The sequence below is a fragment of the Streptomyces parvulus genome (genome assembly GCF_014648855.1).
Taxonomy (GTDB): Bacteria; Actinomycetota; Actinomycetes; order Streptomycetales; family Streptomycetaceae; genus Streptomyces; species Streptomyces parvulus.
On the sequence record NZ_BMRX01000003.1, the window covers coordinates 19914 to 44813 of the forward strand.

Below are 24900 nucleotides of genomic sequence, written 5' to 3' on the forward strand. Positions count from 1 at the left end.
CCGCCTCTGTGTGCGAGAGGTTCGGCAGGGGGGTCACGGGGCGGCTGACCGGCCCCGTTGCCCGTGGGTCTCCAAGCCTACGAAGCGGCCGGCCCACACGGCTGGGCCAATCGCGCTCACGGTCGGTGGGCCACTTGCTCCGGCCGGAGCGCGAGGATCGCGGGCGCCCGGACGGCGGCCGCGCCGCGTCGGCGGAACCCCATGTGCGCAGGCCGCCCCCGGCGGTGATTCCGTCAGCGGCACCGGGGGCGGCGAGGGTCCCGAGGAGAGCCCCTCGACCTGTCCTTCCGCCGACGCGCGGAGGACGGATGCAGCTCTCGCGACTCGATGACCCGAGGGGGGAGGCGAGGCCCGGGGGTCAGCGGGCGGGGAAGGCGTCGGGTGAACGCACGCGGTCGCGGATCCAGGCACCGGCGGGCTTCAGCGGGGAGGTGCCGGTCCACGGGCCGTTCCTGTCGCAGGTGCCCGTCTTGAAGACGGCACCGGAGCGCTGGTCGTCGGAGAAGTTCCAGTTCACCCAGCTGATCTTCTTGCTCGCCATGAGGTCGAGGTAGCGCTGGGACATGGCGAAGTCGTTGCTCCCCTCGCCGGCGTAGTTCTGCGTCCCGAACTCGGTGACGAAGACCGGGAGGGCGTCGGCGGCCCGGGACAGGGTCGCCAGGTACTCGTCACGGTGCGAGTAGGCGTAGAAGTGGAACGTGTACATGATGTTGGCGGCGCGGACGGGGTTGTCGACCACCTCGGACTCGTCGGCGCCCTCGGAGACGCCGAAGGAGGACCAGGCGCGGGTGCCCACCAGGACGGGGGCGTCGGCGTCGATGGCGCGGATGGTCGGGATGATCTGCTCCGCGTAGCTCTTGACGCGGGACCAGGCGACGCGGCTGGGCTCGTTGGCGATCTCGTAGATGATGTTGTTCTTGTTCTTGTTGCGGTTGGCGATCTCGGTGAAGAACTGCCGGGCCTTGCCCAGGTTGGCGTTCGGGTCGCCCGGCGTGAGCATGTGCCAGTCGACGATCACGTACATGCCGCGGTCGGTCGCCTGCTGGACGAGGGAGTTCGCCAGGTCGGTGAAGCGCTTCGGGTCGGTTTCGTAGCCGCCCTCCTGCACGTAGGTGGAGACCCGCAGGACGTCCGCCTTCCAGTCCTGGGCGAGGGCGTCGAGCGAACCGCCGGTCAGGCAGTGCGGGTACCACTGGGTGCCGTGGCTGCTCATGCCGCGCAGCTGGATGGGATTGCCGCGGCTGTTGCACAGCTTGGTGCCGCAGACCCTGAGCTGGCCGTTGGCGCCGACGGGGGTCTCCGCGGCGGGTGCGGCCGGCGCCGGCCGCGCGGTGGCGGCCCCCGCGCCGGGCGCAATGCTCAGGAGCAGGAGCAGGGCGCTGCCGGCGGCACCTGCCGCCACAGAGGATCGCCATGAGGTGCGGTGTGCGCGCATACGAACTCCGTTCATGGGACTGTCTGATAGGAAACTTTCCTAACTACAGAGAAGCAAGCTCCGCCCGCCCCATCAAGAGTGCCGACGACATCCGGCCGACACGGCATTCACACCGCCCTGTGAATGGAGCGTCATCCCGAGGAGGGCCCACCGCACGGGCTTGACGCCTCGGAGGAGCGCCCCTAACTTCCCCTCAGGCTGGTTCACAACAGCAAGTAGCGTCCATGTATGCGAACACCCATTCGCCCGTGAACCCCCCTCTCCCAGGACTCCGGAGGTCCCCCATGCGCACGCGCTCCCGCTCGCTGCTCACCTCCCTGCTCGCCGTGACCGGCGGGCTGGCCCTGCTCCCCACGCCGGCCCCGGCCCTCGGGTCGGCGGCCGTCATCGAGGTCTCCACCGCCGCCCAGTTGAAGTCGGCGCTCGCGGCCGCCGCGCCCGGCGACACGATCCGGCTCGCCGACGGCACGTACACCGGCAACTTCAAGGCCACCAGGGCCGCCACCGCGGGCTCCCGCATCACGCTCACCGGTTCGCCCCGGGCCGTGCTCACCGCCGGCGGCGGCTACGGCCTCCACCTGAACGCGGCCTCCTACTGGACGGTCCGCGGGGTGACGGTGACCGGCGGCCAGAAGGGCATCGTGATCGACGCCGCGCGCGGAGTCGTCGTGGAGGGCGTGACGGTCCACGGCCTGGACATGGAGGGCGTCCACTTCCGCAAGTCCAGCGCGGACGGCGTCATCCGCGACTCGCGCATCCACGACACCGGCAACGACGGGCGCGGCATGGGCGAGGGCGTGTACGTCGGTACGGCGAACACGCTCTCCGACCGGAGCGACAACGTGCAGATACTGAACAACACCATCGGTCCCGACGTCGGCGGCGAGAACATCGACGTCAAGGAGGGCACCACCGGGACCAGGATCATCGGGAACACGTTCGACGGCGGCGGCCTCACCGGCGTGCACTACGACGACTCGTGGGTGGACGTGAAGGGCAACGACGTCCTGGTGGAGAACAACACCGGGACCCGGACGACGAACGACGGCTACCAGACGCACACCCAGCAGCCGGGCTGGGGCTGCGGCACGGTGTTCCGCAACAACAGGTCCGACCTGAGCGGCGCCGGCGGTTCCACCAGGCTGGCCGTCAACGTCACGAACTCCGGCTCGGGCTGCCGGACCACGGTGTACGCGAGCAACACGGTGACCGGCGGCCGGGGGCTGACCAACATCGCCGTGACGCCGTGACACCGACACCATGAGGGGGTGGCGCCGACCCCCTCTTGGTGTCCGCACGCGGCCGGGTCGGGTCAGCCCGCTATGGAGTCCAGTTGCTCGGCGGCCGGGCGAAGTGCCCACAGATCGCCGCCGGGTGGCACCTCCAGCAGGGGCAGCGCGCGCCGCGCGGCACCATCGCCCGCGTCCGCGGCCGCGTGCACGACGTCGCTCGCGGCGAACCGCTGGAACTCCAGCTCGGGATGGGGCCAGGCCTGGCGGCCCGTCGCGGCGGGCAGCAGATACCGTACGGCCGCGAACAGGCTCTGCCCCTGCGGCCCCCGGTGGGCCCAGAGGTCCGCGCCGACGTTCTCGCCGATCGCCGCGAGCCGGGTGTAGGCGACGAGGTCGAAGGTGGAGTAGTGCCAGCTCCTGGTCCGGGCGAGTTCCAGCGGCTGGCTGCCGTCCGCGGCGATCTGGGCGTCGACGCGCTTGGCGGCGGCCTCGCGCACGGTACGGCGGGCCAGTTCGCGGTCGCCCGTGGCGTACGCGAGTCCGGCCACCAGCATGTCGTAGAAGGTGCCGTGGTTGTTGGCGGCCGCGGCCTCCTGCTGTCCGAAGTCGCTGTCGCGCAGCCAGCCCAGGAAGTCGCCGTTCCACTCCCCCATCGCCTCCCGGTCCGCGCGCGTCCACTCCGGCGCGCCCGTCTCCAGGAGGGCGACGGCGTCGAGCACGGAGGTGTAGGACTGGGAGAAGTCGATGATGCCGATGGCCCGGCCGTCGTACTTGCAGGGGATGAACTGGGCGTGGTCGAGGTCGGGGTTCATCCGGGTGGCCGGGGAGAGGAACCAGGTCCGCAGGACGTCCGCGGCCTTCCGCGCGTACTGCCGCTCGCCGGTGTAGTACCAGGCGAGCGCCAGGTCGTACGAGGAGTCGAAGACCTTCTCCAGGTCCTGGCGGTCGGTCCCCGTGTCCACCTCGGGGTTCCGCTCGCCGTCGCGCTGGACGTACGGGCAGCCCCACGGGTTGTCGCCGGTCGGGGTCCGGCTGGGCCACCAGTAGGGAGCCTGGCTCAGATAGTCGTGGACGTCGCCGCCGGGTGCCGGTCGCGGCTTGTCGACGACGGTCCAGGGGCCCTGGCCGAGCCACCGATCGGCCCTGAGGGTCAACTGCCGCACAGCGCTGCGCAGTTCACGATCACCGAGGACGAGCCGGAGCTTGGCGTACCGCATGCGTTCACCCGGCAGGACGGCCGTCCTGGGAGCACGGAACACCGCCTGGGCGGCGGAGGCCGGCTGGGTAGACCCGGCCGGGCGCGCGGCGACGGCCGGGGCGAGCAGCCCGACGAGCGTCAGCGCGGCCAGCAGGGCCGTGATCGGGCGGAATCGTCTTCCCATCGCTCTCCGTTCATGAACATGAATAGCGTTCACGATTAAGGACGAGCAGAGACTAGGTGCGCTCTCCGGGTTTGGCAATGCGTCGCGCTCCCGGGACGGTTCGGCCCGTGGTGGCGACGGCCGCGGCCGGATCGGCCGACGGCTGTGCCCGGCCACCCCCGCGATACCGGGGTACTCGTCGGCCATGGCGACTCTGACCCTTCACGCGGCAGGACCGATCGACGCCGACACGGCCTGGCGGCGGTACGCCCGGCTGGACGAGTGGGCCTCGTGGGCGCCACACATCAGGCGTGTGCACGCGCGGCGCCGTTCCCTCGCTCCGGGCCTCACCGGCCGGGTGGAGTCGGTGACCGGGCTGAAGGTTCCCTTCCGGGTCGACGCGGTCGACGACGAGCGGCGCGCGTGGTCCTGGCGGGTCCGGGTGGGGCCGGTGCGGCTCCGGCTGCACCACCAGGTGCACGCCCGCGACGGAGGGTGCAGCACCGACCTCACCCTGAACGGGCCCGGCCTCGTGCTGGCCGCCTACGCGCCGCTCGCCCGCTTCGCCCTGCGCCGCCTGGTGCGGCGGTGAGCAACCGGGACCCCGACGCCGCCGCCGCGCTCCGTCACCACATGCCGGTACCCGGCGCACCCTTGAAGGGGCCACGCACCTCAGCGGTGATCCAGCCTCCGTAGAAGTCGCCCCGCTGCGCCCCCACCACCTGGTCGCCGACCGTGCAGCGGTCCATCCGCCCGGGGTAGAAGGCGAAGAATCCGGCGATGCGCTCGTAGCCCGGTGCGGGAGCAGGGTAGCTCCAAGCCGCGCCGGGCCGCCTGTCGCTCCCCACCACTACGTCCCAGTACGTCGCCTCGCCCTTCCACTCGCACCAAGTCGGCGCTTCCGCCGCGGGGCGCAGCAGTTCGGTGGCCACGTCCGACGGCGGTACGTAGAAGACCGGGGGGTGACTCGTCTCCAGCACCCGGACGGCCTCTCGCGTCTCGGCGACGACATGACCCGCGCACTCGACGCGCACCACCCGGGCGTCCTCCCGGAGCGCCGGCGGCCTCGGGTAGTCCCACACGGACTCCGGCATCGACGAGGCGGGGGCGGTGGGGTCCGGACGTCCTCGGGGCGCCGGATCGAGGTAGACCTGGTCCTCGTAGCACCAGGCCCAGTCCTCGCCGGGCGCCAGGGAGCGCACCACCGGATGGCCGCTGTCGTCGAAGTGGGCGCTGGCGTGAGCGCCGGGTGAGCTGTCGCTGCACCCGACGTGTCCGCAGGTCAGGCAGTGCCGCAGGCCGATCTGGTGCCGCCCGCCCGCCGCGCAGGGCAGGCACACCTCGCTCAGGGGCAGTGGCTCCGGGAACGCCGTTCGGGTGTGTGCGCACAGCCGGCCGTCCGGGCGGCCGCCGTCCGGACGGGGCTCCCACCGCGGCTCCGGTTCCGTCCCACTCCGCGTCATCGCCGCCGTCCGAGGCGGTCGGTTCCGGCTCTCCATCTCCGCTCCTTCCGGCCGAGTCGTCCCCGGCGCGCTTCTGCCTCGCCCCTGCTTCGCCCGGCTTCGGCCTGCCGGATGCGGTCGCCGTCCACGAGAGACCCAGGGCCTGTCGACGCCGGCATGATCCAACGACAGGCGCTAACCGCGTGAGACGCGGCCCCGGAGCGCCGTGAAGGCGAGGGCGAAACTGACGGTGCCGACGCCGAGCACCGCCAGCAGCCCCGGCCAGAGCCCGGACCACGACCAGCCGTCGCTGAGCAGGGAGCGCAGGGCGGCGAGGAGGTACGTGACCGGGTTGTAGTCGGCGATGGTGGCCAGCCACCCGGTCAGGGCCTGCTGCGGCAGGAAGGACGTCGTGAGGAACGCGAAGGGGAAGAAGAGCAGGAAGGAGGAGTTGACGGCCCCGGGACTTCCGGTGCGCAGGGCGATCGCGTAGGGGAATCCGGTGAAGGCCAGTCCCCAGAGCCCGGCGATGACGACGAAGGCCACGGCCCCGGGCACGCCCGTGGTGAAACCGACTCCGACGACGAGACCGAGGACGATGACCGGGACGCACAGCGCCATGACGAGCGCGAGGTCCGCGACCATCAGGCCGAGCAGCAGGGCCGTACGGCGCATCGGAGTCAGGAGCAGCCGGTCGAAGTAGCCGCTGCTGATGTCGGTGACGAGGCCGCTGGCACGGGAGACGCCGGTGACGGCGAAGATGATCGCGACCGGGAGCTGAAAGGCCCGGAAGTCCCGCACGCCGCTCTGCTCGGCGACGGGTTCCAGGGCACCGATGTTCACCACGAAGAAGAACACGGGGATGATCAGCGCGGGGACGACGGTCTCCAGGTCGCGCGGAATGGACCGCAGCGCTCGGATGGCGACGGAGACCAGGTCCCCGGCGAATCCCGCCCGCCGCGGCTGCGCGCGCACGATGCCGCCGCGCTCGTCGGTGGTGGTCATGACGCCTCCGTGTCGGGCCGGCCGCCCTCCGTGCCCCGCGACGCCTCCGCGTCCAGGCGGCGTCCTGCCATGCGCTCCCCCGTGGCGGAGAGGAACACGTCCTCCAGCGACGGCCGGCGCAGCGACAGCTCCTGGACGGTCACCCCGGGGACCCGGGACAGTGCGACGGCCATGGGGCTGATCGCGGACGGCCCGTCGGACACGCTCACCGTGAGGGTCCCGCCACTGGTGTCCACCCGCCGCACGACGTCGAGCGACCGCACGGCGCGCCGGGCGTCCTCGACGGGGCCCTCCACTCTCACGACGACCACGTCGGTACCGATGGCCCGTTTGAGGCTCTCCGGAGTGCCTTCGGCGACCAGCCGGCCCCGGTTGATGATGCCGACCCGGTCGGACAGCTCGTCGGCCTCCTCCAGGTACTGGGTGGTGAGGAACACCGTCATGCCCAGTTCCTTGTTGAGGCGGCGCACCTCCTCCCAGATGCGGGACCGGCTGACGGGGTCGAGCCCCGTGGTGGGCTCGTCGAGGAAGAGCACCTCGGGATCGTGAACGAGGGCGAGGGCGAGGTCCAGACGCCGCTTCATGCCCCCGGAGTACGTGCCGACCCGCCGGCCGAGGGCGCTTCCGATGTCGACGAGGTCGGTCAGCTCCGCCACGCGTGCCCGGGTGGCGGCGCGGGTCAGGCCGTAGAAGCGGCCCTGCAGGGCCAGCATCTCCGCGCCCGTCTGCCGGTCGTCCAGCGCGGCCTCCTGCAGCGCCACGCCGACCCGGAGCCGCACCTGGTCGGCCTCGGTCGCGACGTCGTGGCCCGCCACCGTGGCCCGGCCGGAGGTGGGGCGGAGCAGCGTGCAGAGCACCCGGGTCAGGGTGGACTTGCCGGCGCCGTTGGGGCCGAGGAAGCCGTAGATCTCGCCGGCGCGGACGGCGATGTCGACGCGGTCGACGGCGACGAGGTCGCCGAAGCGCCGCTCGACGCCCTCCGCCGCGATCGCGGTACCCGGCAGTTCCATGACGCGCTCCCTGCATCGGCCTTCGCACCATGTGTACCGGCCGGACCCGCCGCGCGGATGCAGGCGCGCTCCCCGTCGGGGTCCTACGACGTCATGAGCACTCCGCCCCTGCCCCGGGACGCCTTCAGGGCAGGGCCACCGGGTAGGGCTCGTCGAAGTCCGCCGAGCGGCTGACCCGCTCCCAGGCAGCCGCTTCCGCCGTCTGGTGGCGGGAGTGGTCCAGGGCCATCGTCGCCGCGTTCACGCCGAGGGGGAGGTGGGCGGGGACCTCCTCGCGGTGGACGGTGCGCACGATAATCTCGGCGGCCCGCCGCGGGTCCCCCGCCGCGCCGTCCGCGCTCCGGCGCACCCGGCGGTTCATCTCACCGACGGTCGCGTCGTACGCCTGGGGGATGTCGTGGACCGTCATCGACGACCCGGCCCAGTCGGTGGCGAAGCCGCTCGGCTCGACGACCATCACCCGCACACCGAAGGGCGCCGTCTCCGCGGCCAGGACGCGGCTGAAGCCGTCGACCGCGAACTTGGCGGCCTGGTACGAGGCGATGCCGGGCGACCCTCCGACCCTGCCGCCGATCGAGGAGAACTGCACGACCGTGCCCGCCCCCTGGTGGCGCAGGGTGGGCAGGGCGGCCTTCGTGACGTTGTAGACGCCCCAGAAGTTGGTCTCGAACTGGGCGCGGAAGTCGGCGTCGTCCGCGGTCTCGATCGGCGACACGTTCGCGTATCCGGCGTTGTTCACGAGCACGTCGATCCGTCCGAAGCGGGTCACCGCCGCGTCGACCGCGCGGCGCGCGGCCCGGGGGTCGGTGACGTCCAGGGCCAGGGGCAGCACGCGCTCGCCGTACGCGCCGAGGGTCTCGGTCAGGACCTCGGGGCGGCGCGCGGTGGCCACGACCAGGTCACCCGCCTCCAGGGCGGCCGTGGCCAGCGCGCGGCCGAAGCCGCGGGAGGAGCCGGTGATGAACCAGACGGGCCGCCCGCCGCCCGTCGTCCCGGTGCCGTTCATGGAGGTGTTCGCGTCATCACTCATGCTTTTAGTGAAACACCGTTGCCGTAATAACGCAACGCCGTTTCACTAAGGACTCCTATGATGAGCGCATGACTGATCAGGTCGCCTTCCAGCGGGCCCGCAGCGTCCGGGCGAAGCAGGCCCGCGAGACCGCGATCCTCGAGGCGGCCCGCACACTCGGGGCCCGGCACGGCATCCGGGAGGTGACGCTCACCGACATCGCCGCCGAGGTCGGCATGCACAAGTCGGCGCTGCTCCGCTACTTCGAGACGCGGGAGCAGATCTTCCTCGACCTCACCGCGGAGGGCTGGCGCGCATGGTCCGCCGCGCTGCGGGGGCACCTCGCGTCGTGCGAGCGGGCCGCGCCGGGAGCGGTCGCCGACGCCTTCGCCGCCACGCTGTCGGCACGGCCGCTCTTCTGCGACCTGCTGGCCCAGGCCCCGCTCAACCTGGAGCGGAACGTGTCCCTCGAAGCCGTTCGCGCCTTCAAGCTCATCACGCTGGAGGAGGTCGCGCGGATCGCCGCCGAACTGGACCGGCTGCTCGGCCTGAGCGAACAGCAGGCCGTGGACACGGTCGCCACCGCGACAGCCATGGCCGGAGCCCTGTGGCAGATGGCCACCCCCCGGGCGGCCCTGCGGGAGCTCTACGAGAGCGAACCGCGGCTCGGCCACGCGATCGTCGAGGTGGAACCCCGGCTGCGCCGCGTCCTCACCGCCCTGCTCATCGGCATGGACGACGACGGCGGCGCCCGCACGAACTGATCCGCCGCGGACCGTCGCAAGGACGGCTGCCGCCCCGCCGCCGCCGACCACTTGACGACGGGGGCATGGATCGGGGCAGACGGGATACCGGTGCCCGGACCGGGCCTCCGGAGCCGGAAGGGGCGATCCGTGTTCGAGGGTTTCACCACCGACCTGGTGGACGTCGGCGAGGCATCCGTCTTCGTCCGACACGGCGGAGAGGGGCCGCCCCTGCTGCTGCTGCACGGCCATCCCCGTACGTCGGCGACGTGGCACCGCGTCGCGCCCCTCCTGGTCCGGCGCGGCTTCACCGTGGTCTGCCCCGACCTGCGCGGCTACGGCCGGTCCCGCGGCCCGGCCCCCGCCGCCGACCACGCGCCGCACTCCAAGCGTGCGGTGGCCGGCGACATGGCCGAGGTCATGCGGGCCCTGGGGCACCGGCGCTTCGGGCTCGTCGGCCACGACCGCGGGGTGCCCGTGGCGCTCCGGCTGGTGCTGGATCACCCGGAGGCGGTGACCCGGGTGGCGTTCGTGGACGGAATCCCCCTGAGCGAGCATCTGGCACGCGCCGACGCCCGGTTCGCCACCGCCTGGTGGCACTGGTTCTTCTTCGCCCAGCCGGAGATCCCCGAACGCGTCATCAACGCCGACCCGGACGCCTGGTACCGCGGCGACGCCCGGGCCATGGGGCAGGAGAACTACGACGAGTGGCGAGCGGCCACCCGCAACCCGGACGTCGTCCGCGCGATGCTGGAGGACTACCGTGCCGGGCTCACGGTGGACCGCCGCCACGAGGAGGAGGACCGGGCCCGGGGCGCACGGATCCGGTGCCCGGTCCTGGTGCTGTGGTCGCTGCGGGACGACTTGGAGGACCTGTACGGCGACCCGCGCGCCGTCTGGCGCGACTGGGCCGACGACGTGCGCGGCCAGGGCATCGACGCGGGCCACCACGTGGCGGAGGAGGCCCCCGGCCCGCTCTCCGATGCCCTGGGGGACTTCTTCACCCCCTGACCGAACCGGCCCGGGGTGCCCTCAGCACGGGTCGAGGCGATTGAAGTCGTACGTCGCCTCGTCCCGGACCGTGTAGATCCGGCCGTCGGCGGGGGTCTTGTTCCGGTCGGCGCCGGCGGCTTCCCGACCCTGACAATTGCCAGGGTGGACGGCCGGGTACCGGGGCGGGGGCCGCCCCGCGCCGTGGCCGGCGGCAGCCCCGGCCAAGACCGGCGGGCCGCGTGTTCATTCCGGCCGGCGGGTGGCGGTGGCGTGGAGGCGTTCCAGTGCGTCCAGGACGACGGTGTTCCAGTGCCAGGACAGCCAGCGACCGACATCGGCGCCGGTCCGCTGGAACGCCGCGAGTTGGGCACCGGTGAATCCGGCCACGGGGTGTTCGTGGTGGGAGGAGACCATGCCCAGGACCGCGCCGCCGGCATGGGTGAGGGGAACACTGTGGACGGCTCGGCTGCCCGCCTGCAGGATCGCGTAGCGCGAGGCCTCGTCGAACACCTCCGCGCTCGCCACGTCCCCCACGGTGACCTGCCGGCGTTGGGCCGCCGCCTCGGCGCAGGCGGTGGTGGAGCCCTCGACGAAGGCGAAGAACTCGGTGAAGTAGCTGTTGAGGCCCGTGTGGCGGGCCAGGTGCAATCGGTCGCCGTTCAGGAGCTGGACGTTGCCCATCGGCGTCTGCGCGATCGACAGCACCCGGTGCAGCACCGCCTTCAGCACGGCTCCCTGACTGCCGCGGGAGCCGGGCTCCAGCATCAGCCCGGGCAGCCGGGGCGGGTCGTGCCGCCGCCGTGCGGGGAACCACAACCGCGCGTCACGGTCGGGAGCGGGCACGCGGACCACGGCGTCCGCCAGCGTGTGCAGCTTGACGTTGCACTGCTGCGACACCGACCTCAACAGCTCGAACCCTGCCCGGGATTCGCTCAGCCGGTACCGCTTGACCAGCAACTCCTGCGCGGCCGCCACTCCTTCGTGAGCCAGGCGGCGGTTACGCGTTCCCAGCTCCTGCGGCGATGGGTCCACCGCACGTGAGCCGGGTGAGGGAGCCCACAGCGCGGACTGAGCAGTCACCTCGTCCGAGCGGCAGAGGAACTGGTCCATGGGAAGCTCCGATTCAGGATGCGACGAGCAGGGCATGCCGCATCCGCGCCCCGGCGGGCGCACTGCGGGCAGCACCTGCTTCCCAAGCGCTCCGTGCCCGACTCTAACCAGAGACGCTCGTGGGGACGAACCCGTCGGCGCGGGTTCCGCCGGGCGCCGACCCGGGGTTCAGGTGTGGAGGTGGCTGCGTTCGCCGTTGTGGTCGAGGATGATCAGTATCTCGGCGGGGCCGCGGTCACAGCGGATGGCGTGCGGCGTCATCGTGGAGAAGGAGGCGGCCTGACCGGCCTCGACCCGGATCACTCGTTCGCCGAGGTAGAGGACGACGGTCCCGGACAGCACGGTGAACCAGTCACGGCCGGGGTGGACGCCGAGGTCGTCGGGGGTGACGCCGCCGGCCTGGTCGCTGATGCGCATCTTGCCGACGGTCAGGTCATGAGGACCGTTCCCCTTGGTCAGCAGCCACGTGGTCAGGCCGCGGCGCTCGTCGCGGTCGGGGCGGATGACCACGTCGGAGTCGTCGGGGGACTCGACCAGCTCGTCCAGGGACTTGCCCAGCGCGGCGGCGATGGAGGTGAGCTGGTCGAGGCTGAGGCGCCGGTGGCCGGTCTCGATGCGGCTGAGCTGGGAAGGGCTGATGCCCGCGCGCTCGGCGAGGTTGTCCAGGGACCAGCCGCGCCCCTTGCGCAGGGACCTGATCCGCTTCCTGACGGTGGCGTCCAGTGTCGATTCTTGCTCCACCGGCAAGAGTGTATGACCGCTCGACAACGCCCGCTCTACGGTCGAGGACATGAGCACACACCACGGCACACGCGGCCATGAAGGGCACCGGCGAGCGGGTGCCGACGACGTCTCGACGGTCCGGCTGCTGGAGTTGGACGCGCAGGTGCTGGCGCCCCACCTGGCGGGGCTGACGGCCTGGCTCGCCGACCGGGCCGACCGCGTCCCGGTGCGGATCCTCGACCTGGGCAGCGGGCCCGGCACCGGAAGTCTGGCCCTCGCCCACCGGTTTCCCACCGCGGCGGTGACCGCGGTGGACGTCTCCCCGCAGATGCTGCACCGCGTGCGCGAGCGGGCGGTGGCGCACGGCGTCGCCGACCGGGTCGGCACGCTGGAGGCGGATCTCGACCGGCCGTGGCCGGCGGCGATGGCCGGACCGTACGACCTGGGATGGGCCGCCGCCTTCCTGCACCACGCGGCCGACCCCTCGTACACCCTCGCCCAGGCGTTCTCACGGCTGCGGCCGGGCGGCCTGCTCGCCGTCACCGAGATGGACTTCTTCCCCCGCTTCCTGCCCGAGGACGCCGGGGCCGGGCGGGCCGGCCTGGAAGCCCGGCTGCATGCCGCGACCGACACCCGGCCGCCGCACGACTGGACCGAGGCGCTGGAGCGGACGGGCTTCCTCGTCGAAGAGCGACGCCCGTTCGACATCCGCCTCGACAACGCCCAGGCCGGGCCCGCGTTGAACGCCTACGCCCGGACCTGCCTGGCCAGGCTCCGCTCCCATGCCGCCGGCCTTCTCGCGGCGGACGACGTCGCCGCCCTGGACGAGCTGCTGGACGACGCCCGGCCGCACGGCGTCGCACGCCGCGGCGACCTGAGCGTGCGCACCACCCGCACCACATGGATCGCCCGTCGCCCCTGAGGGGCGCAGGCATCGGCATCACCGTCGGCGCCTCGCCCGGCCGGGGTCTCATCCGGGCAGGGTGGCGCAGGTGCCGGCGCTCTCCTTCTCCTCGGCGAGGAAGACGGTCTGGGCCATCATGCGGTAGTTGCTCATGCTCTCGCGGAACGTCTCGATGGACTCCTCGGGATGCACGGAGTCGATCACCGCGTTCGGGCCGATCGCGTTGAACTGGTGCGAGACGCCCCGGGGGACCTGCATGTCGAGCCACGAGTTCTCCGGCACGACCAGGTTGTACCGGGTCCGCCGCACCCCGGGCGGTGTTCCGGGCAGGTCGTCCTCGAAGGCCTGCGGGACGAAGGGGGTCACTCCCGGTACGTCGCAGACGATGAAGGGTGACAGGCTGGACACCCTGATCCGCGTGTCCGGTCCGGTCATCATGCGGACGAAGCGCAGTCCGGTGTGCAGGTGCATCCGGGAACAGATGTCGCGCTCCTCCACGTCGTAGAAGTCCATGAGGTAGCGGTCGGCGAAGTATCCCTCGAAGGGCCTTTCCGTCATGTAGACATTGCCCTCCTCGAAACTCTGGGCGCGCACGATTCCGTCCTCGTCGGGGCGGGTCGCGCTCTCGGTTCCATGGGCCTGCCGCACGATGTTCGCCAGTTTCTCGACTATCGCGAGCGAGACCTCCGCCGGGAATTGTGCGAGAGGCGTCACCCGGTTGAGATCCGGGTCCTCGAAGGTGACCAGGTCGTGTACCTCGTTCTCATCGTCCGGCTGCTGCTTCATCGTGTCCATCGAAGACAACTCCCCGCCTTTCACCTTCTGACTCCTTCTGCTCGGACCGCTGTTCACGAACCCGAATCTACTTGCGGCGAATTCGGATATGAAGTGGCGTATTCCATTGCCGGCTCACCCCTGGGAAACAGGCCGGGTTTCAACGCCACCCGCGTCCGGAGACGCCACGCATGTCCCACACGTCGGGGGAGGTGAGCGTGGCGAGCGGGCCGGCGTCGTCGACCACCCCGGTGGAGCGCATCACGAGCTTCGGCAGGTGGATGTCCTGGCTGAGCCGGCCGCTGGGCCGGGTCGGGGACAGCCCCAGTGACGCGAGGGACTGCTCGCGGGCGGGGGCGAGGTCGCGCACCCACATGGTCACGACCTTGCCCGGAAGGGTGGCGACGGCCGCCTCGACCAGGTCGCGCCAGACGTCGTCGTCGAGCGCCTCGCACTCCACGATGGTGGTCGGGGTGGGCCCGTCGTCCGTGTCGACCGCCGTCCGGTGGGCGATCAGGTAGCCGACCGTCCCCTGCTCCTCCGCCACCAGGTGGAAGTACCGGGCCAGCGGATTCCGGCTCCGCCAGCGGAAGTACTCCTCGTCCCGGACCACCCGGACACTTCCCCGCGAGCGGGTCTCGGCGGCGAGCGCCGGCATCTCGGGGAGGCTGGTCGCGACGGGGGTGATCGTCGCTCCGGAGCGGGAACCCCGAACGGCCTCCCGCGCACTCCACTCCCCCTCCCCCGATCCAAGGACCTCGCGCTCGGCGACGGCGACGGGCCAGGGGCCGACCGCCGTCCAGCCGCTCATCAGCATGGCGGGCCCGGCCGGCTGGTCGCCGAAGTCCAGCAGCCACGGCACCTCGTCGGCCCGCAGCCGCTCCACGAGCCACTCCAGCATGCGTCCGAAGAGGGGCCCGCCCCGGTGCGCCGGCGCCACCACCGTGTCGGCGAGGCAGGGCAGCATCACCCGGCCGTGACCGTCGACCTCCCAGCACGAACCGAAGACGCCGAGCATTCCGACGAGTTCGGACTCCTGCCAGGCCAGCGTGACGTAACGGTCGTCCAGGTAGGGGTTGGCGCCGAACTTCCAGTCGAGATAGGCGGAGTTCCCGGCGGCGCCGCCCTGCCAGAGCATCTGCTGGAACTCGACGACGGCGCCGCGGTGCCGCGGCTCGTACGTGGTGATCCGGTAGTCGTTCATGCGCGTACCGCCTCGGCCGGCTTGTCGCTGCCGCCGCCCTCCGCCAGTTTCTCGATCACGAACCGGCTGATGCTGCCGACGTTCTGGAACCGTTCCAGGGACAGGTCCCTGGCGGTGACCTCGATGCCGAACTCCTCCTCCAGGACGACGAACATCCTGATGAATCCGACCGAGTCGATGAGGCCCGACTCGATCAGGTGGGTGTCGGCCGTCACGCCGTCGAGGAAGAGCTTGTTCCGCAGACAGTCCAGCACCGTCCGCGCCACGTCCTGCACATCGTGCGATCCGCTCATGGTCATTTCCTCCTGTCGTCGGTGAACATCCGCCTGAGGGCCGGCAGATCCGTCTTTCCGTTCGCGTTCGTGGGCAGGGAGCCGCACTCCCGCCAGTGCGCGGGCAGCATGTACTGCGGCAGCCTGGCGGCCAGCGCCGTCCGCAGCCGGGCGACGTCCACCCGCGCGCCGGCCGCCGGCACGTAGGCCGCGCAGATCCGGTTTCCCTCGGCCTCGGGGGCCGGGACGCCGATCACGGCGGCGTCGCTCACCTCGGGCAGACCGGTCAGGGCGGCCGCCACCTCGTCCAGCTCGACGCGGTGACCGCTGGACTTGATCTGCCGGTCCGCCCGGCCGTGGAAGTGGTACTCGCCCGCGGCGTCCTGCCGGGCCAGGTCGCCGGTCCGGTACCAGCGCGTCCCGGAACCGGCCGGCCACTCGGTGAAGGAGGCGTCCGTGAGCGCGGGCGCCCGCCAGTAGGCGGGGGTGAGTCCGGTGCCGGAGATGTACAGGTCGCCGACGGTCCCCCGCTCGACGGGACGCATGTCGGCGCCCAGCACCTCGAACTGCTTCCCGTCCACCGGGGTGCCGATCGGAACCGCCCCGGCGTCCGGTGCCGGGATCCCGGGCAACGTGTGGCAGCTCGCCACGATCGTCGTCTCCGTCGGGCCGTACATGTTGGTGAACCGCACGTGGGGCAGGCGCGTCATCCAGTACCGCAGGACGGGCAGGGCTACGACGTCGCCTCCCCAGAAGATCCTGCGCAGTTCGGGGAAGTCCCCGTGGGAGACCACGTCGAGGCCGGCCATCGAGGTGAGCACCGAGGGCACGGTCAGCCACTGCTGGAGGCGGGCCCCGGCGATGAAGTCGGCGACCGTGCTCGGGAGGAGGTTGTCGCGTCCGGACATCAGGTGGAGCTCCGCCCCGGCGGTCAGGGACCCGAAGACGTCCCAGAGCGACCCGTCGAAGTACAGCGGGAGCTGGCACGAGATCCGGTCACCGGGACTCATGCCGAACCGCGCGTTCGCCCAGGCGACGAAGTGCGCCACGTTGCCGTGGGTGAGGACCACGCCCTTGGGCAGCCCCGTGGAACCGGACGTGAAGAGGATGTACGCGGTCTCGTCACCGGCCGGGACCGGCGCCGGGGCGTGCTCCGGCGCGCCTTCCTCCTCCCCCAGGCGGAGGACGCCTCTCCCCCAGGCCGGGTCGGTGAGGCCCGCCAGGCGCCGTGCCACGGCCGAGCACTCCGGAGCCACGATCAGCCGGTACGGCGCGCACTGCCGCAGGACCGCCGCCGTCCGCATGGCCGGGCCCGTCTCGTCGAGGGGAACGCACACGCCCCCCGCCTTCAGGACGCCGAGGACGGCGGCGACGGCCCGGGCCGACTTCGGGACGAGCAGGCAGACCCGGTCACCGGGCCGCAGGCCGTCCGCGAGCAGCGTGTTGGCCACGCGGTTGGCGCGCCGCTCCAGCTCCGAGAAGGTCAGGGATCCGGTGGCGTCGACCACCGCCACCGCGTCCGGGACGCGTGCGGCCCGCTCGGAGACCAGGTGTTCGAGGCGGTGCGCGGCGCCCGTCATCGCGAACCCCCCGCGGCGGGCACCGTGCTCACCGAGGCCCGCGCCCGCGCGCCGTCTCCGACGGTGCCCGTGAAGGCCTCCTGGCCGAGGGCCTTGAAGTACACCGTCTCCGCCACGGTCTCGCGGGCTATGAAACCCTCGTACGGTCTGACGGCGGCGGCCACGTCGTCCGGTACCTCCAGGTTCAGCTCGATCCGGTCGAGCAGCCGCAGCCCGGCGGCCCGGCGGGCCTGCTGGGCGACCCTGACCAAGTCACGGGCCAGGCCCTCGGCGGCCAGTTCCTCGGTGACCCGGGTGTCGAGGACGACGAGACCGGCTCCGTCGGGCAGGACGGCCGTTCCCGGGGCGTCCGCGACCAGTCGCTCGTTGATCTCCCCGGGCAGCATGGGCACCCCGGCCACGGTGATGCCGCCGTCCGGATCCCTGATCCACGCCCCGGCCGCGGCGGCGTCGATGACCTCCTGGGTGCGGCTGCCCAGCCGGCGGCCGCAGGCCCGGGCGTCGACCGAGAGCCGGACCGTGGCGTGGGCGGCGGGGTCGGGTTCGAGGACGACCTCCTTCACGTTGACCTGCTCCCGGATCAGACCGGTCAGCGGTGCGAGGTCGGCGTGGTCGTCGCAGGCGACGGTGAGCCGGGGCAGGGGCAGTCTGACCCGCAGGCCGTCCGCGCGGCGCAGGGCGAGGGTGGTCGACACGATCTGCCGGGTCCGTTCCACGGCGGCCACGAGCGCCTCGTCCGCGGGCAGTTCCGACTCGGCGGGCCAGTCGGCCAGGTGGACCGAGCGTTCTCCGGTCAGGCCGCGCCAGATGTGCTCGCCGACCATCGGCAGCAGCGGCGCCATCAGGCGGCACAGGATCTCCAGGACCGTGTGCAGGGTGTCGAGCGCGTCGGTGTCTTTGGCGGCGAACCGGGCCCGCGAGCAGCGGATGTACCAGTTGGTGAGCGCGTCCAGGAAGTCGCGCACGGGTGCGCACGCCGCCGCGAGGTCGTTGTCGTCCATGGCGCGGGTCGTCTCGCCGACCAGCAGGCGGGTCCGGGCGAGGAGGTACCGGTCCAGCAGCTGGGCGCTCCCGGTGTGCCGGCGTCCCGCCCTCCCGGCCCCTGCGGCGTGCAGCGAGAGGAAGGCCCAGGCGTTCCACAGGGGCATGACCGCCTGGCGCAGCGCCTCCTGGCTGTTGCGCTCGGTGACCACGAGGTCGCCGCCGCGCACGAGCGGTGAGCTGAGCAGGGACCAGCGCATCGCCTCGGACCCGTCGCGTTCGAACACCGAGGGGATGTCGAGGTAGTTGTTGCGCGACTTCGACATCGCGTGACCGTCGGTGCCCGTCACGACTCCCAGGACGGAGCAACTGCCGAAGGCCGGACGGTCGAAGAGCGCGGTGGCCAGGACGTGCATGTAGTAGAACCAGCCGCGGGTCTGCGCGTGGTACTCGACGACGAGGTCGCAGGGGTTGTGGCGCTCGAACCACTCCGCGTTCTCGAACGGGTAGTGGATGTGCGCGAAGGGCATCGACCCCGTCTCGAACCAGCAGTCGAGGACCTCCGGGATCCTGCGCATCGTCGACCGGCCGGTCGGGTCGTCCGGGTTGGGCCTGGTCAGTTCGTCGACGGCGGGGCGGTGCAGGTCGGACAACCGCACCCCGAAGTCGCGTCGCAGCTCCTCCAGCGAGCCGTACACGTCGGTCCTCGGCCAGGCGGGGTCGTCCGAGACCCAGACCGGCATCGGAGCACCCCAGTACCGGTTGCGGGAGATGTTCCAGTCGTGCGCGTTCTCCAGCCACTTGCCGAACAGGCCGTCGCGGACCCGCTCCGGCGTCCAGGAGATCCGCTGGTTGAGTTCGAGCATCCTGCGGCGGATGCCGTCCACGGCGAGGAACCAGGAGGGCACGGCGCGCTCCAGCAGCCGCTCCCCGCATCTCCAGCAGTGCGGGCAGGTGTGCCGGTGTGTCGCGCGGCGCAGCACGGCACCGGCGGCCTCCAGGTCCCGCACGAGAGCCGGGCCCGCGTCGAGGACCGGCAGGCCGGCGTACGGTGCGACGTCGTCGGTGAACCGGCATCCCGCGTCCAGGGGAAGCACCAGGGCGATGCCGGCCTCTTCGGCGACGGCCCGGTCGATCTCGCCGAAGGCCGGGGCGACGGGTACGAGGCCGGTGCCCTCGTCGGTACCGACATGGCCCGCCGCGACCAGGCGGTGCGCGCCGGGGTGACCGGCGAAGGAGTCGAGGAGCGGGGTGTAGCGCCGGTCCGCGAGGTCGGCGCCTGGGGTTCTCGCCACGACGCGTTCGGCGGCGTCCTCGCCCAGCTCACGCGTGTGGTCCGGCAGCCTGCTCGCGGCCAGCAGGTAACGCTCGCCGTCGTGCTCGACGGTGACGTACTCGGCCTCGGGGTGCACCGCCACGGCGAGGGTGGCGGGCAGCAGCCACGGGGTGCGGGTCCACAGGAGGGCCACCTCGCCGGTCTCCAGCCGCAGGCGCACCGTCAGTTCCGGGTCCCGCACCTCGCGGCCGGTGTCCCGGTGGTCCATGGTGCCCTCGCTCTCGGAGTCGGAGAGCGGTGTCTCGCAGGCGCCGCAGTACCAGGAGATCGAATGCCCCTGGTAGATCAGCCCCTTGTCCCAGATCTTCTTGAAGGCCCACATGACGCTTTCCATGTAGGTCAGGTCCATCGTCTTGCAGTCGTTGTCGAAATCCACCCAGCGCGCCTGACGGGTGACGTAGTCCCGCCACTCCTGCGTGTGCCGCATGACGAAGGAACGGCAGGCCCGGTTGAACGCGTCGACGCCCAGCGACTCGATGTCCCGCTTGGAGGAGATGCCGAGTTGTTTCTCCACCTCCATCTCCGAGGGCAGCCCGTGGCACGTCCACCCGAAGCGGCGTTCGACGCGGTCACCGCGCATCGTCCGGTAGCGCGAGACGGCGTCCTTGGCGTATCCGGCCAGCAGATGACCGTAGTGCGGGAGGCCGTCCGCGAAGGGGGGCCCGTCGAGCAGCACGAACTCGCTTCCGCCGTCGGCGTCCTTCCCGCGTGCCGCCACGCTCGCCTCGAACGTGCGATCCCTCTCCCAGTATTCGAGGACTGCCTTTTCGACGCCGGGAAGGAACGGGCGCGCGGTCACGCCTTCTCCCGGATTCGTTTTCGGGTACCCCACCAGAACACTCCTCGCGGTTGTCCCCCGCATCGCGGACCCGTGGTGGCCGCAATCGGCCGGATGGCCCTCACTCTAGGAACGGCGGGTAATTCTGCGGTCATCTCCGCCCGCCGAATTCGATGACTCCCGAATGACCCGGCTCTCCTAGGATCCGGCGTCGTGGACAGTCGATTTCTTCCCGCGCGCGGGCCCGCCCGGAGCCTCACCTCCGCGACGTTGTTCATGACGATGGGCAACGGCGCCTTCATGACCTGCTCGGCCCTCTACTTCACCCAGGTGGTCGGGCTGTCGCCGGCCCGGCTGGGCATCGGTCTGAGCATCGCCGGCCTGGTGGGGCTGTTGGCCGGGGTCCCCCTGGGCCACCTCGCCGACCGCCGGGGCCCCCGGGGGACGGCGGCGGCCCTGGTCGCCCTGAACGGCGTCGCGGCCGCCGGCTATCTCTTCGTCGGTTCCTTCGTCCAGTTCCTCCTCGTGGCCTGTGCGTTCGTCGTCCTCGAACGCGGTGGCCGGGCGGCGCTCCAGGCGACGCTCGCCGTCGTCCTGCGCGGGACCGAACTGGTGCGGACCCGCGCCTATCTGCGGTCGGTCAACAACGCGGGCATCGCGCTCGGCGCGCTGGGCGCGGGGTTCGCGATACAGCTGGGCAGCGACACCGCCTTCCGCGTCGTCCTGGTCCTCGACGCGCTCAGCTTCCTCGTCTCCGCCCTCCTGCTCATGACCCTGCCCGCGACGGCCGCCGCGCCCGCGCCCGCCGCGGGGGAGCCGCGGCTGGCCGTTCTGCGGGACCGCCCCTTCGCGCTGGTCACCCTCGTCAGCGTGGTGCTGTCGCTGTACGCGGTGCTGCTGGAGATCGTGCTGCCGCTGTGGATCGTCCGGCACACGACCGCTCCCCCGTGGCTCGTGACCGTGCTGTTCCTGATCAACACCGTCTGCGTGGTGGCGTTCCAGGTGCGCGTGGCGAAGAGGGTCGACGACCTGCCCTCGGCCGTCACGGCGTTCCGCCGCTCCGGCGCGGTGCTCCTGCTCTGCTGCCTGCTGTTCGCGGTGTCGTCGACCGGCTCGCCGCTGGTGTCGGGGCTGCTGCTGGTCGCCGGCGGCGCTGTCCACGTCTACGGCGAGATGGTGCTGTCCGCCGCGGCCTGGGTGGTGAGCTACGAACTCGCCCCACCGGACAAACAGGGCCAGTACCAGGGCTTCTTCTTCACCGGCTACGCCGCTTCGATGATGATCGCCCCGGTGCTGCTCACGTCCCTGCTCATCGAGTACGGGACGCCCGGCTGGCTGATCCTGGGCGCCGCCTTCCTCCTGGCCTCTCTCGCCATGGGCCCCGCCGTCCGCTGGGCGGCCCGGACCCGCGCGCACTACTTCGGATCCTCGTCCCTGCCGTCGACCTCCCTGAAGGGTGTCTCGTGAACACAGACGCCGGCCTTCCGAACTACCCGATCAGCCGCAGTGGTTGCCCCTTCGACCCCCCGGATGCCTACGTCGCCTGGAGCAGGGACGGCGGTCTGCGCAGGATCCGCCTGTGGAACGGGCGCGAGGCGTGGCTGGCGACTCGCTTCGAGGACGTCCGCGCCGTCCTCAGCGACCCGCGCGTCAGCAGTGACGGGTCCCGGGACGACATGCCCACGGTCTCGCCCGCCTCGCAGGTGGCCACACCGCTGCGGGCGTCCTTCAACCGGATGGACGATCCCGGTCACACCCGGCTGCGGAGCATGGTGGCCCGTGACTTCTCGGCCCGGCGGACGGCGGCGCTGCGTCCCCGTATCCAGCGGCTCGCGGACGACCTCATCGACACGATGACGCGGAACGGCGCCCCCGCCGATCTGATGGCCGAGTTCGCCCTGCCCTTCCCGTCGCTGGTCATATCGCTGATGCTGGGCATCCCCTACGAGGAGCACGACTTCTTCCAGTCGCGCAGCATCGCGCTGCTGGACACCCACTCCTCGGCCGAGGAGGTCGCGCGGGCGGGTGAGGAGATGCGCGGCTTCCTGCGCGAGCTGACGAAGGCCAAGGAGCGGCGCCCCGAGGACGACATCATCAGCCGCCTGGTCACCGAGCAGCTGGCCGAGGGCCGCATCAGCCGGGACGAGCTGGCCGATCTCGCCCTGCTGCTGCTGATCTCCGGGCACGAGGCGACGACGAACATGATCGGGCTCAGTGCCCTGGCGCTGCTCGGCGACCCCGACCAGGCCGGCCTGCTGCGGGACACGGACGACCCCGCCGTGGTGGCCGCCGCCGTCGAGGAGCTGCTGCGGTTCCTGTCGGCGGCCGACGCCGGCTTCGCGCGCGTGGTGACCGAGGACATGGAGATCGGCGGCCAGTCGCTGCGCGCGGGTGACGGGGTGTTCGTCGCCCTCTCCGCGGCCAACCGCGACGGCACGGTGTTCGACGCGCCGGAGACGCTCGACCTCGGCCGCAGGGCTCCGCACCATCTCGCCTTCGGCTACGGCAGCCACCAGTGCCTGGGGCAGAGTCTGGTGCGCGCGGACCTCGGCACGGCGTTGCCCACGCTGCTGCGCCGGCTGCCGAAGCTCCGGCTCGCGGTGCCCGCGGACGAGATCGCCTACGCCCACATGGGCACGTTCGGCCCGGTCGAGCTGCCCGTCCTGTGGTGAGCGGGACGGCCCGGGACTGACCGGGAGCGCCTGCGGGCCCGGCCTTCGCTTCGAAGGCCGGGCCCGCACACGCGGTAGCCGGAGGGCCGGGGCCCTCCGGCACGGCCGGTCAGGGCAGGTGTGCGGCCATCCGGTCGAGTGCCGCCCGGGTCGTCTCCGCCCCCCGGACGAACGTCGTGCGAATCCACCGGTCACCGTCCTCGGGGCGGCCGAAGAACGGTGTCCCCGGCGCGACGAGTACGCCCGCCCGGGCGGCCAGCGTGCGCGAGATCTCCCGCGCGGACCGGCCGAGGGCCTCGGTGCCGGCGAAGACGAACCAGCCCCCTTCCGGCGGGCGCACGGTGAAGCCGAGTGAGGAGAGGCCGGCGACGAGTTCGTCCCGCTGCTCCTGGAACTCCCGCCGGCCGTCCAGCACGTCGGACGGCTTCAAGGCCCGAGCGCCCGCCTGCAAGGGGTGGTTGGTGCCCACGGTGGTGTGTTCGTGGATCGTGCGCAGTACCGACGTGGTCTCCGGGTCGGCGATGCAGTACCCGATGCGCCAGCCCGTCATCTGGAGCTTCTTGGAGAGGCTTCCGACCACGATGGTGTCCGGGCGGGCCGCCGGCATGGCCAGCGGGGACAGGTGGCGCCGCCCGTCGAAGACGGTGCAGTCGTAGACCTCGTCGGTGACGCAGACGATGCCCTGTGCGGCGCAGATGTCCATGAGCAGGCGGAGTTCGCCCGGGTCGAAGACCCGCCCGGTGGGATTGTGCGGTGTGTTGAGCACGACGGCCCGGGTCCGCGGCGACAGGGCGCGGGTCACCGCGGTCTCGGTGAGCCGCCAGCCCGGGGCCTCCAGCCGGACGGGGCGGGGCACCGCGCCGGCCAGCTCGACGATGCCCGGGTAGAGCTCGAAGTAGGGCTCGGGCAGGAGGACCTCGTCCCCGGGGTCGGTGACGGCGAGGAGCGCCGTCAGCAGGCCCTCCGTGGCACCGACGGTCACCGTCACCTCGGTCTCCGGGTCCACGTCCACACCGTGCGTACGCCGGGCGTCCGCGGCGATCAGGGCGCGCAGTTCCGGAAGTCCCGCCGGGTCGGCGTACTGGTGCAGGCCGTCCCGCAGTGCCGACACGGCCGCGTCGACGACGGCGGCGGGCGGGTCCCCCGGCGGGATGCCGAGGGCGATGTCCAGCGCTCCCGTCCCCGACAGGCGCTGCAGGCCGGCCAGCTCCATGGGAGACAGCGCCCGCGCCCGCAGGGACGGCTTCATCGCGGGACCGCCGCTGAGGTGATCTCGTAGTACGCGAAGCGGAACATGGTGTCGGGCACCGACTGGATCCGCCGGCACGTCAGCCCGGCCGCTTCGATGACCTTCAGCCAGGGTTCCCTGCGCTGCGGGAAGCCCTGCTCGGTGAGGGCGTGCACCAGGAAGAAGTCCGCGTCCTCGGCGTCCCGGAACAGTTCGGGCTCGGCGAGCACCAGGACGCTTCCCGGCTTGCCGGCGAGCAGCTCCGCGTACGCCCGCAGCAGCTCGGCCACCGCCTCCTCCCCGTCCCGGAAGTGCTCGTGGACCGCGCCGACCGCGATGAAGAGGTCGCACTCGCGGGCCGCCGCGGGCCACTCCCCGGGCACGAAGGCGTCGCCGACGACGAAGGACACCCTGTCCTGGAGGCCCTCTTCCCGCGCCCGCTTCGAGGCGAGCGCGACGGCGTCCTCGGCGATGTCCAGGCCCACCGCGCGCAGGCGGGGATCCTCGCGGGCCAGGTCGAGCACCATGCCGCCGGTTCCGCAGCCGAGGTCCAGGACGCGTTCGGCGCCGTACCTGCCGATCAGTTCGCGTACCACGTTCATTCCGACGCTGCGGAACAGCACCTCGCAGCGGCGGCCGAGCGCCTCGGTGTCGCGCTCCACGTCCGTCCCGTAGTGGAGCCGGCCGGTGGCCAGCCCCTCGATGCTGCTCAGCACCGGCCCGTAGGCCTCCGCGTAGTAGCCGATCACCGCCTCGGGGACCTCGCCGAGCAGCGCGCCACCGGACGCGGACAGCCGCCAGGAGTCGCCGCGCGACTCGACGAGGCCGCGGATTTCCGCGAAGCGCAGGAGGTTGCCCACCAGCTCGGTGTACCCGCCGGGCGGGACCAGTTCCGCGAGGGGCGTCCAGTGGTCCGAGAGCCGCGCGGCGATGCCCGAACGCGCCAGTCCGAGCACGGTGTTGCAGAGTACGTACGACGAGGCCAGTTCCCTGGCACCGGTGGCGGCCACCGACTTCCACTCCCGCTGCACCGACGCGTCGGACACCTCGACCGACTCGACCGGTTCGACCTTGTTGGACATGTCACTCCTGTCGTTTGAGCGTGCTG

The 24900-nt window shown here is 72.0% G+C and carries 22 protein-coding genes; 7 read left to right on the top strand and 15 right to left on the bottom strand.

Annotated elements, in window-relative coordinates; genetic code table 11:
• Nucleotides 1-358 precede the first annotated feature (358 nt).
• Nucleotides 359-1435: a glycoside hydrolase family 5 protein gene (locus tag IE108_RS05550; RefSeq protein ID WP_064726380.1), complete on the bottom strand. Its 1077-nt coding sequence runs from the start codon at nucleotides 1433-1435 to the stop codon at nucleotides 359-361.
• 284 nt (nucleotides 1436-1719) lie between these two features.
• Between IE108_RS05550 and IE108_RS05555 the strand changes: the two genes are divergently transcribed.
• Nucleotides 1720-2685 (top strand): right-handed parallel beta-helix repeat-containing protein, encoded by a 966-nt coding sequence (locus tag IE108_RS05555; protein WP_064726381.1) that lies wholly within the window; start codon nucleotides 1720-1722, stop codon nucleotides 2683-2685.
• A gap of 62 nt (nucleotides 2686-2747) precedes the next feature.
• Here IE108_RS05555 and IE108_RS05560 read toward each other — a convergent pair whose 3' ends face one another.
• Nucleotides 2748-4049 carry an alginate lyase family protein gene (locus IE108_RS05560; protein ID WP_064726382.1) on the bottom strand — a complete coding sequence of 434 codons (1302 nt, stop codon included), beginning with the start codon at nucleotides 4047-4049 and terminating at the stop codon, nucleotides 2748-2750.
• Between the two features lie 184 nt (nucleotides 4050-4233).
• Here IE108_RS05560 and IE108_RS05565 point away from each other — a divergent pair, with 184 nt between their 5' ends.
• On the top strand, nucleotides 4234-4620 hold the full coding sequence (locus IE108_RS05565) for an SRPBCC family protein (RefSeq protein ID WP_064726383.1): 387 nt from the start codon (nucleotides 4234-4236) through the stop codon (nucleotides 4618-4620).
• Nucleotides 4621-4654: 34 nt separating this feature from the next.
• Here the strand turns inward: IE108_RS05565 and IE108_RS35300 are convergent, their stop codons facing one another.
• The 4 genes from IE108_RS35300 to IE108_RS05585 all read right to left on the bottom strand — a co-directional run bounded on the left by IE108_RS35300 (nucleotide 4655) and on the right by IE108_RS05585 (nucleotide 8491).
• Nucleotides 4655-5491: a DUF427 domain-containing protein gene (locus IE108_RS35300; RefSeq protein WP_159394591.1), complete on the bottom strand. Its 837-nt coding sequence runs from the start codon at nucleotides 5489-5491 to the stop codon at nucleotides 4655-4657.
• A gap of 174 nt (nucleotides 5492-5665) precedes the next feature.
• A complete protein-coding gene (locus tag IE108_RS05575; RefSeq protein ID WP_064726384.1) occupies nucleotides 5666-6475 on the bottom strand; it encodes an ABC transporter permease in 810 nt (269 codons plus the stop codon).
• Nucleotides 6472-7485 carry an ATP-binding cassette domain-containing protein gene (locus tag IE108_RS05580; protein ID WP_064726385.1) on the bottom strand — a complete coding sequence of 338 codons (1014 nt, stop codon included), beginning with the start codon at nucleotides 7483-7485 and terminating at the stop codon, nucleotides 6472-6474. The genes IE108_RS05575 and IE108_RS05580 overlap by 4 nt, the downstream gene beginning before the upstream one ends.
• A 124-nt stretch (nucleotides 7486-7609) precedes the next feature.
• A complete protein-coding gene (locus IE108_RS05585; protein WP_064726386.1) occupies nucleotides 7610-8491 on the bottom strand; it encodes an SDR family NAD(P)-dependent oxidoreductase in 882 nt (293 codons plus the stop codon).
• A gap of 92 nt (nucleotides 8492-8583) precedes the next feature.
• Between IE108_RS05585 and IE108_RS05590 the strand changes: the two genes are divergently transcribed.
• Complete coding sequence (locus tag IE108_RS05590; RefSeq protein ID WP_064726387.1) at nucleotides 8584-9258, top strand: TetR/AcrR family transcriptional regulator; 675 nt, start codon at nucleotides 8584-8586, stop codon at nucleotides 9256-9258.
• Between the two features lie 129 nt (nucleotides 9259-9387).
• Nucleotides 9388-10248, top strand: coding sequence for an alpha/beta fold hydrolase (locus IE108_RS05595; protein ID WP_064726388.1), 861 nt, complete (start codon nucleotides 9388-9390; stop codon nucleotides 10246-10248).
• A 225-nt stretch (nucleotides 10249-10473) separates the two neighbouring features.
• Here IE108_RS05595 and IE108_RS05600 read toward each other — a convergent pair whose 3' ends face one another.
• Together IE108_RS05600 and IE108_RS05605 are read right to left on the bottom strand one after the other, a co-directional pair.
• The gene (locus tag IE108_RS05600; RefSeq protein ID WP_064726389.1) at nucleotides 10474-11205 is read right to left on the bottom strand and encodes a GAF and ANTAR domain-containing protein; all 732 of its coding nucleotides are present in this window, start codon (nucleotides 11203-11205) and stop codon (nucleotides 10474-10476) included.
• Between the two features lie 303 nt (nucleotides 11206-11508).
• Nucleotides 11509-12081 (bottom strand): helix-turn-helix domain-containing protein, encoded by a 573-nt coding sequence (locus IE108_RS05605; protein WP_064726390.1) that lies wholly within the window; start codon nucleotides 12079-12081, stop codon nucleotides 11509-11511.
• A 49-nt stretch (nucleotides 12082-12130) separates the two neighbouring features.
• Between IE108_RS05605 and IE108_RS05610 the strand changes: the two genes are divergently transcribed.
• Nucleotides 12131-12985 carry a class I SAM-dependent methyltransferase gene (locus IE108_RS05610; RefSeq protein WP_064726391.1) on the top strand — a complete coding sequence of 285 codons (855 nt, stop codon included), beginning with the start codon at nucleotides 12131-12133 and terminating at the stop codon, nucleotides 12983-12985.
• A 48-nt stretch (nucleotides 12986-13033) separates the two neighbouring features.
• Here the strand turns inward: IE108_RS05610 and IE108_RS05615 are convergent, their stop codons facing one another.
• The 5 genes from IE108_RS05615 to ileS form a co-directional block, all read right to left on the bottom strand.
• Nucleotides 13034-13762 (bottom strand): hypothetical protein, encoded by a 729-nt coding sequence (locus IE108_RS05615; protein ID WP_229851648.1) that lies wholly within the window; start codon nucleotides 13760-13762, stop codon nucleotides 13034-13036.
• A gap of 139 nt (nucleotides 13763-13901) precedes the next feature.
• Nucleotides 13902-14945 carry a GNAT family N-acetyltransferase gene (locus IE108_RS05620; RefSeq protein ID WP_064726392.1) on the bottom strand — a complete coding sequence of 348 codons (1044 nt, stop codon included), beginning with the start codon at nucleotides 14943-14945 and terminating at the stop codon, nucleotides 13902-13904.
• Nucleotides 14942-15238: an acyl carrier protein gene (locus IE108_RS05625; RefSeq protein WP_159394592.1), complete on the bottom strand. Its 297-nt coding sequence runs from the start codon at nucleotides 15236-15238 to the stop codon at nucleotides 14942-14944. Before IE108_RS05625 ends, IE108_RS05620 begins: the two co-directional genes overlap by 4 nt.
• A 2-nt stretch (nucleotides 15239-15240) precedes the next feature.
• Entirely contained in the window at nucleotides 15241-16797 is a 1557-nt protein-coding gene (locus tag IE108_RS05630; RefSeq protein WP_064726393.1) for an amino acid adenylation domain-containing protein, read from the bottom strand.
• Entirely contained in the window at nucleotides 16794-19913 is a 3120-nt protein-coding gene (ileS, locus tag IE108_RS05635) for an isoleucine--tRNA ligase (protein ID WP_229851662.1), read from the bottom strand. The genes IE108_RS05630 and ileS overlap by 4 nt, the downstream gene beginning before the upstream one ends.
• A 192-nt stretch (nucleotides 19914-20105) precedes the next feature.
• On the opposite strand from ileS, the gene IE108_RS05640 reads away from it, so the two are divergent.
• Nucleotides 20106-21359, top strand: a complete 1254-nt coding sequence (locus IE108_RS05640; protein WP_064726395.1) for an MFS transporter — start codon at nucleotides 20106-20108, stop codon at nucleotides 21357-21359.
• Nucleotides 21356-22564, top strand: a complete 1209-nt coding sequence (locus IE108_RS05645; protein ID WP_064726396.1) for a cytochrome P450 — start codon at nucleotides 21356-21358, stop codon at nucleotides 22562-22564. Before IE108_RS05640 ends, IE108_RS05645 begins: the two co-directional genes overlap by 4 nt.
• A 109-nt stretch (nucleotides 22565-22673) precedes the next feature.
• Here IE108_RS05645 and IE108_RS05650 read toward each other — a convergent pair whose 3' ends face one another.
• Together IE108_RS05650 and IE108_RS05655 are read right to left on the bottom strand one after the other, a co-directional pair.
• Nucleotides 22674-23813 (bottom strand): pyridoxal phosphate-dependent aminotransferase, encoded by a 1140-nt coding sequence (locus IE108_RS05650; RefSeq protein ID WP_064726397.1) that lies wholly within the window; start codon nucleotides 23811-23813, stop codon nucleotides 22674-22676.
• Nucleotides 23810-24874: an SAM-dependent methyltransferase gene (locus IE108_RS05655; RefSeq protein ID WP_064726398.1), complete on the bottom strand. Its 1065-nt coding sequence runs from the start codon at nucleotides 24872-24874 to the stop codon at nucleotides 23810-23812. Before IE108_RS05655 ends, IE108_RS05650 begins: the two co-directional genes overlap by 4 nt.
• Between the last annotated feature and the right edge of the window lie 26 nt (nucleotides 24875-24900).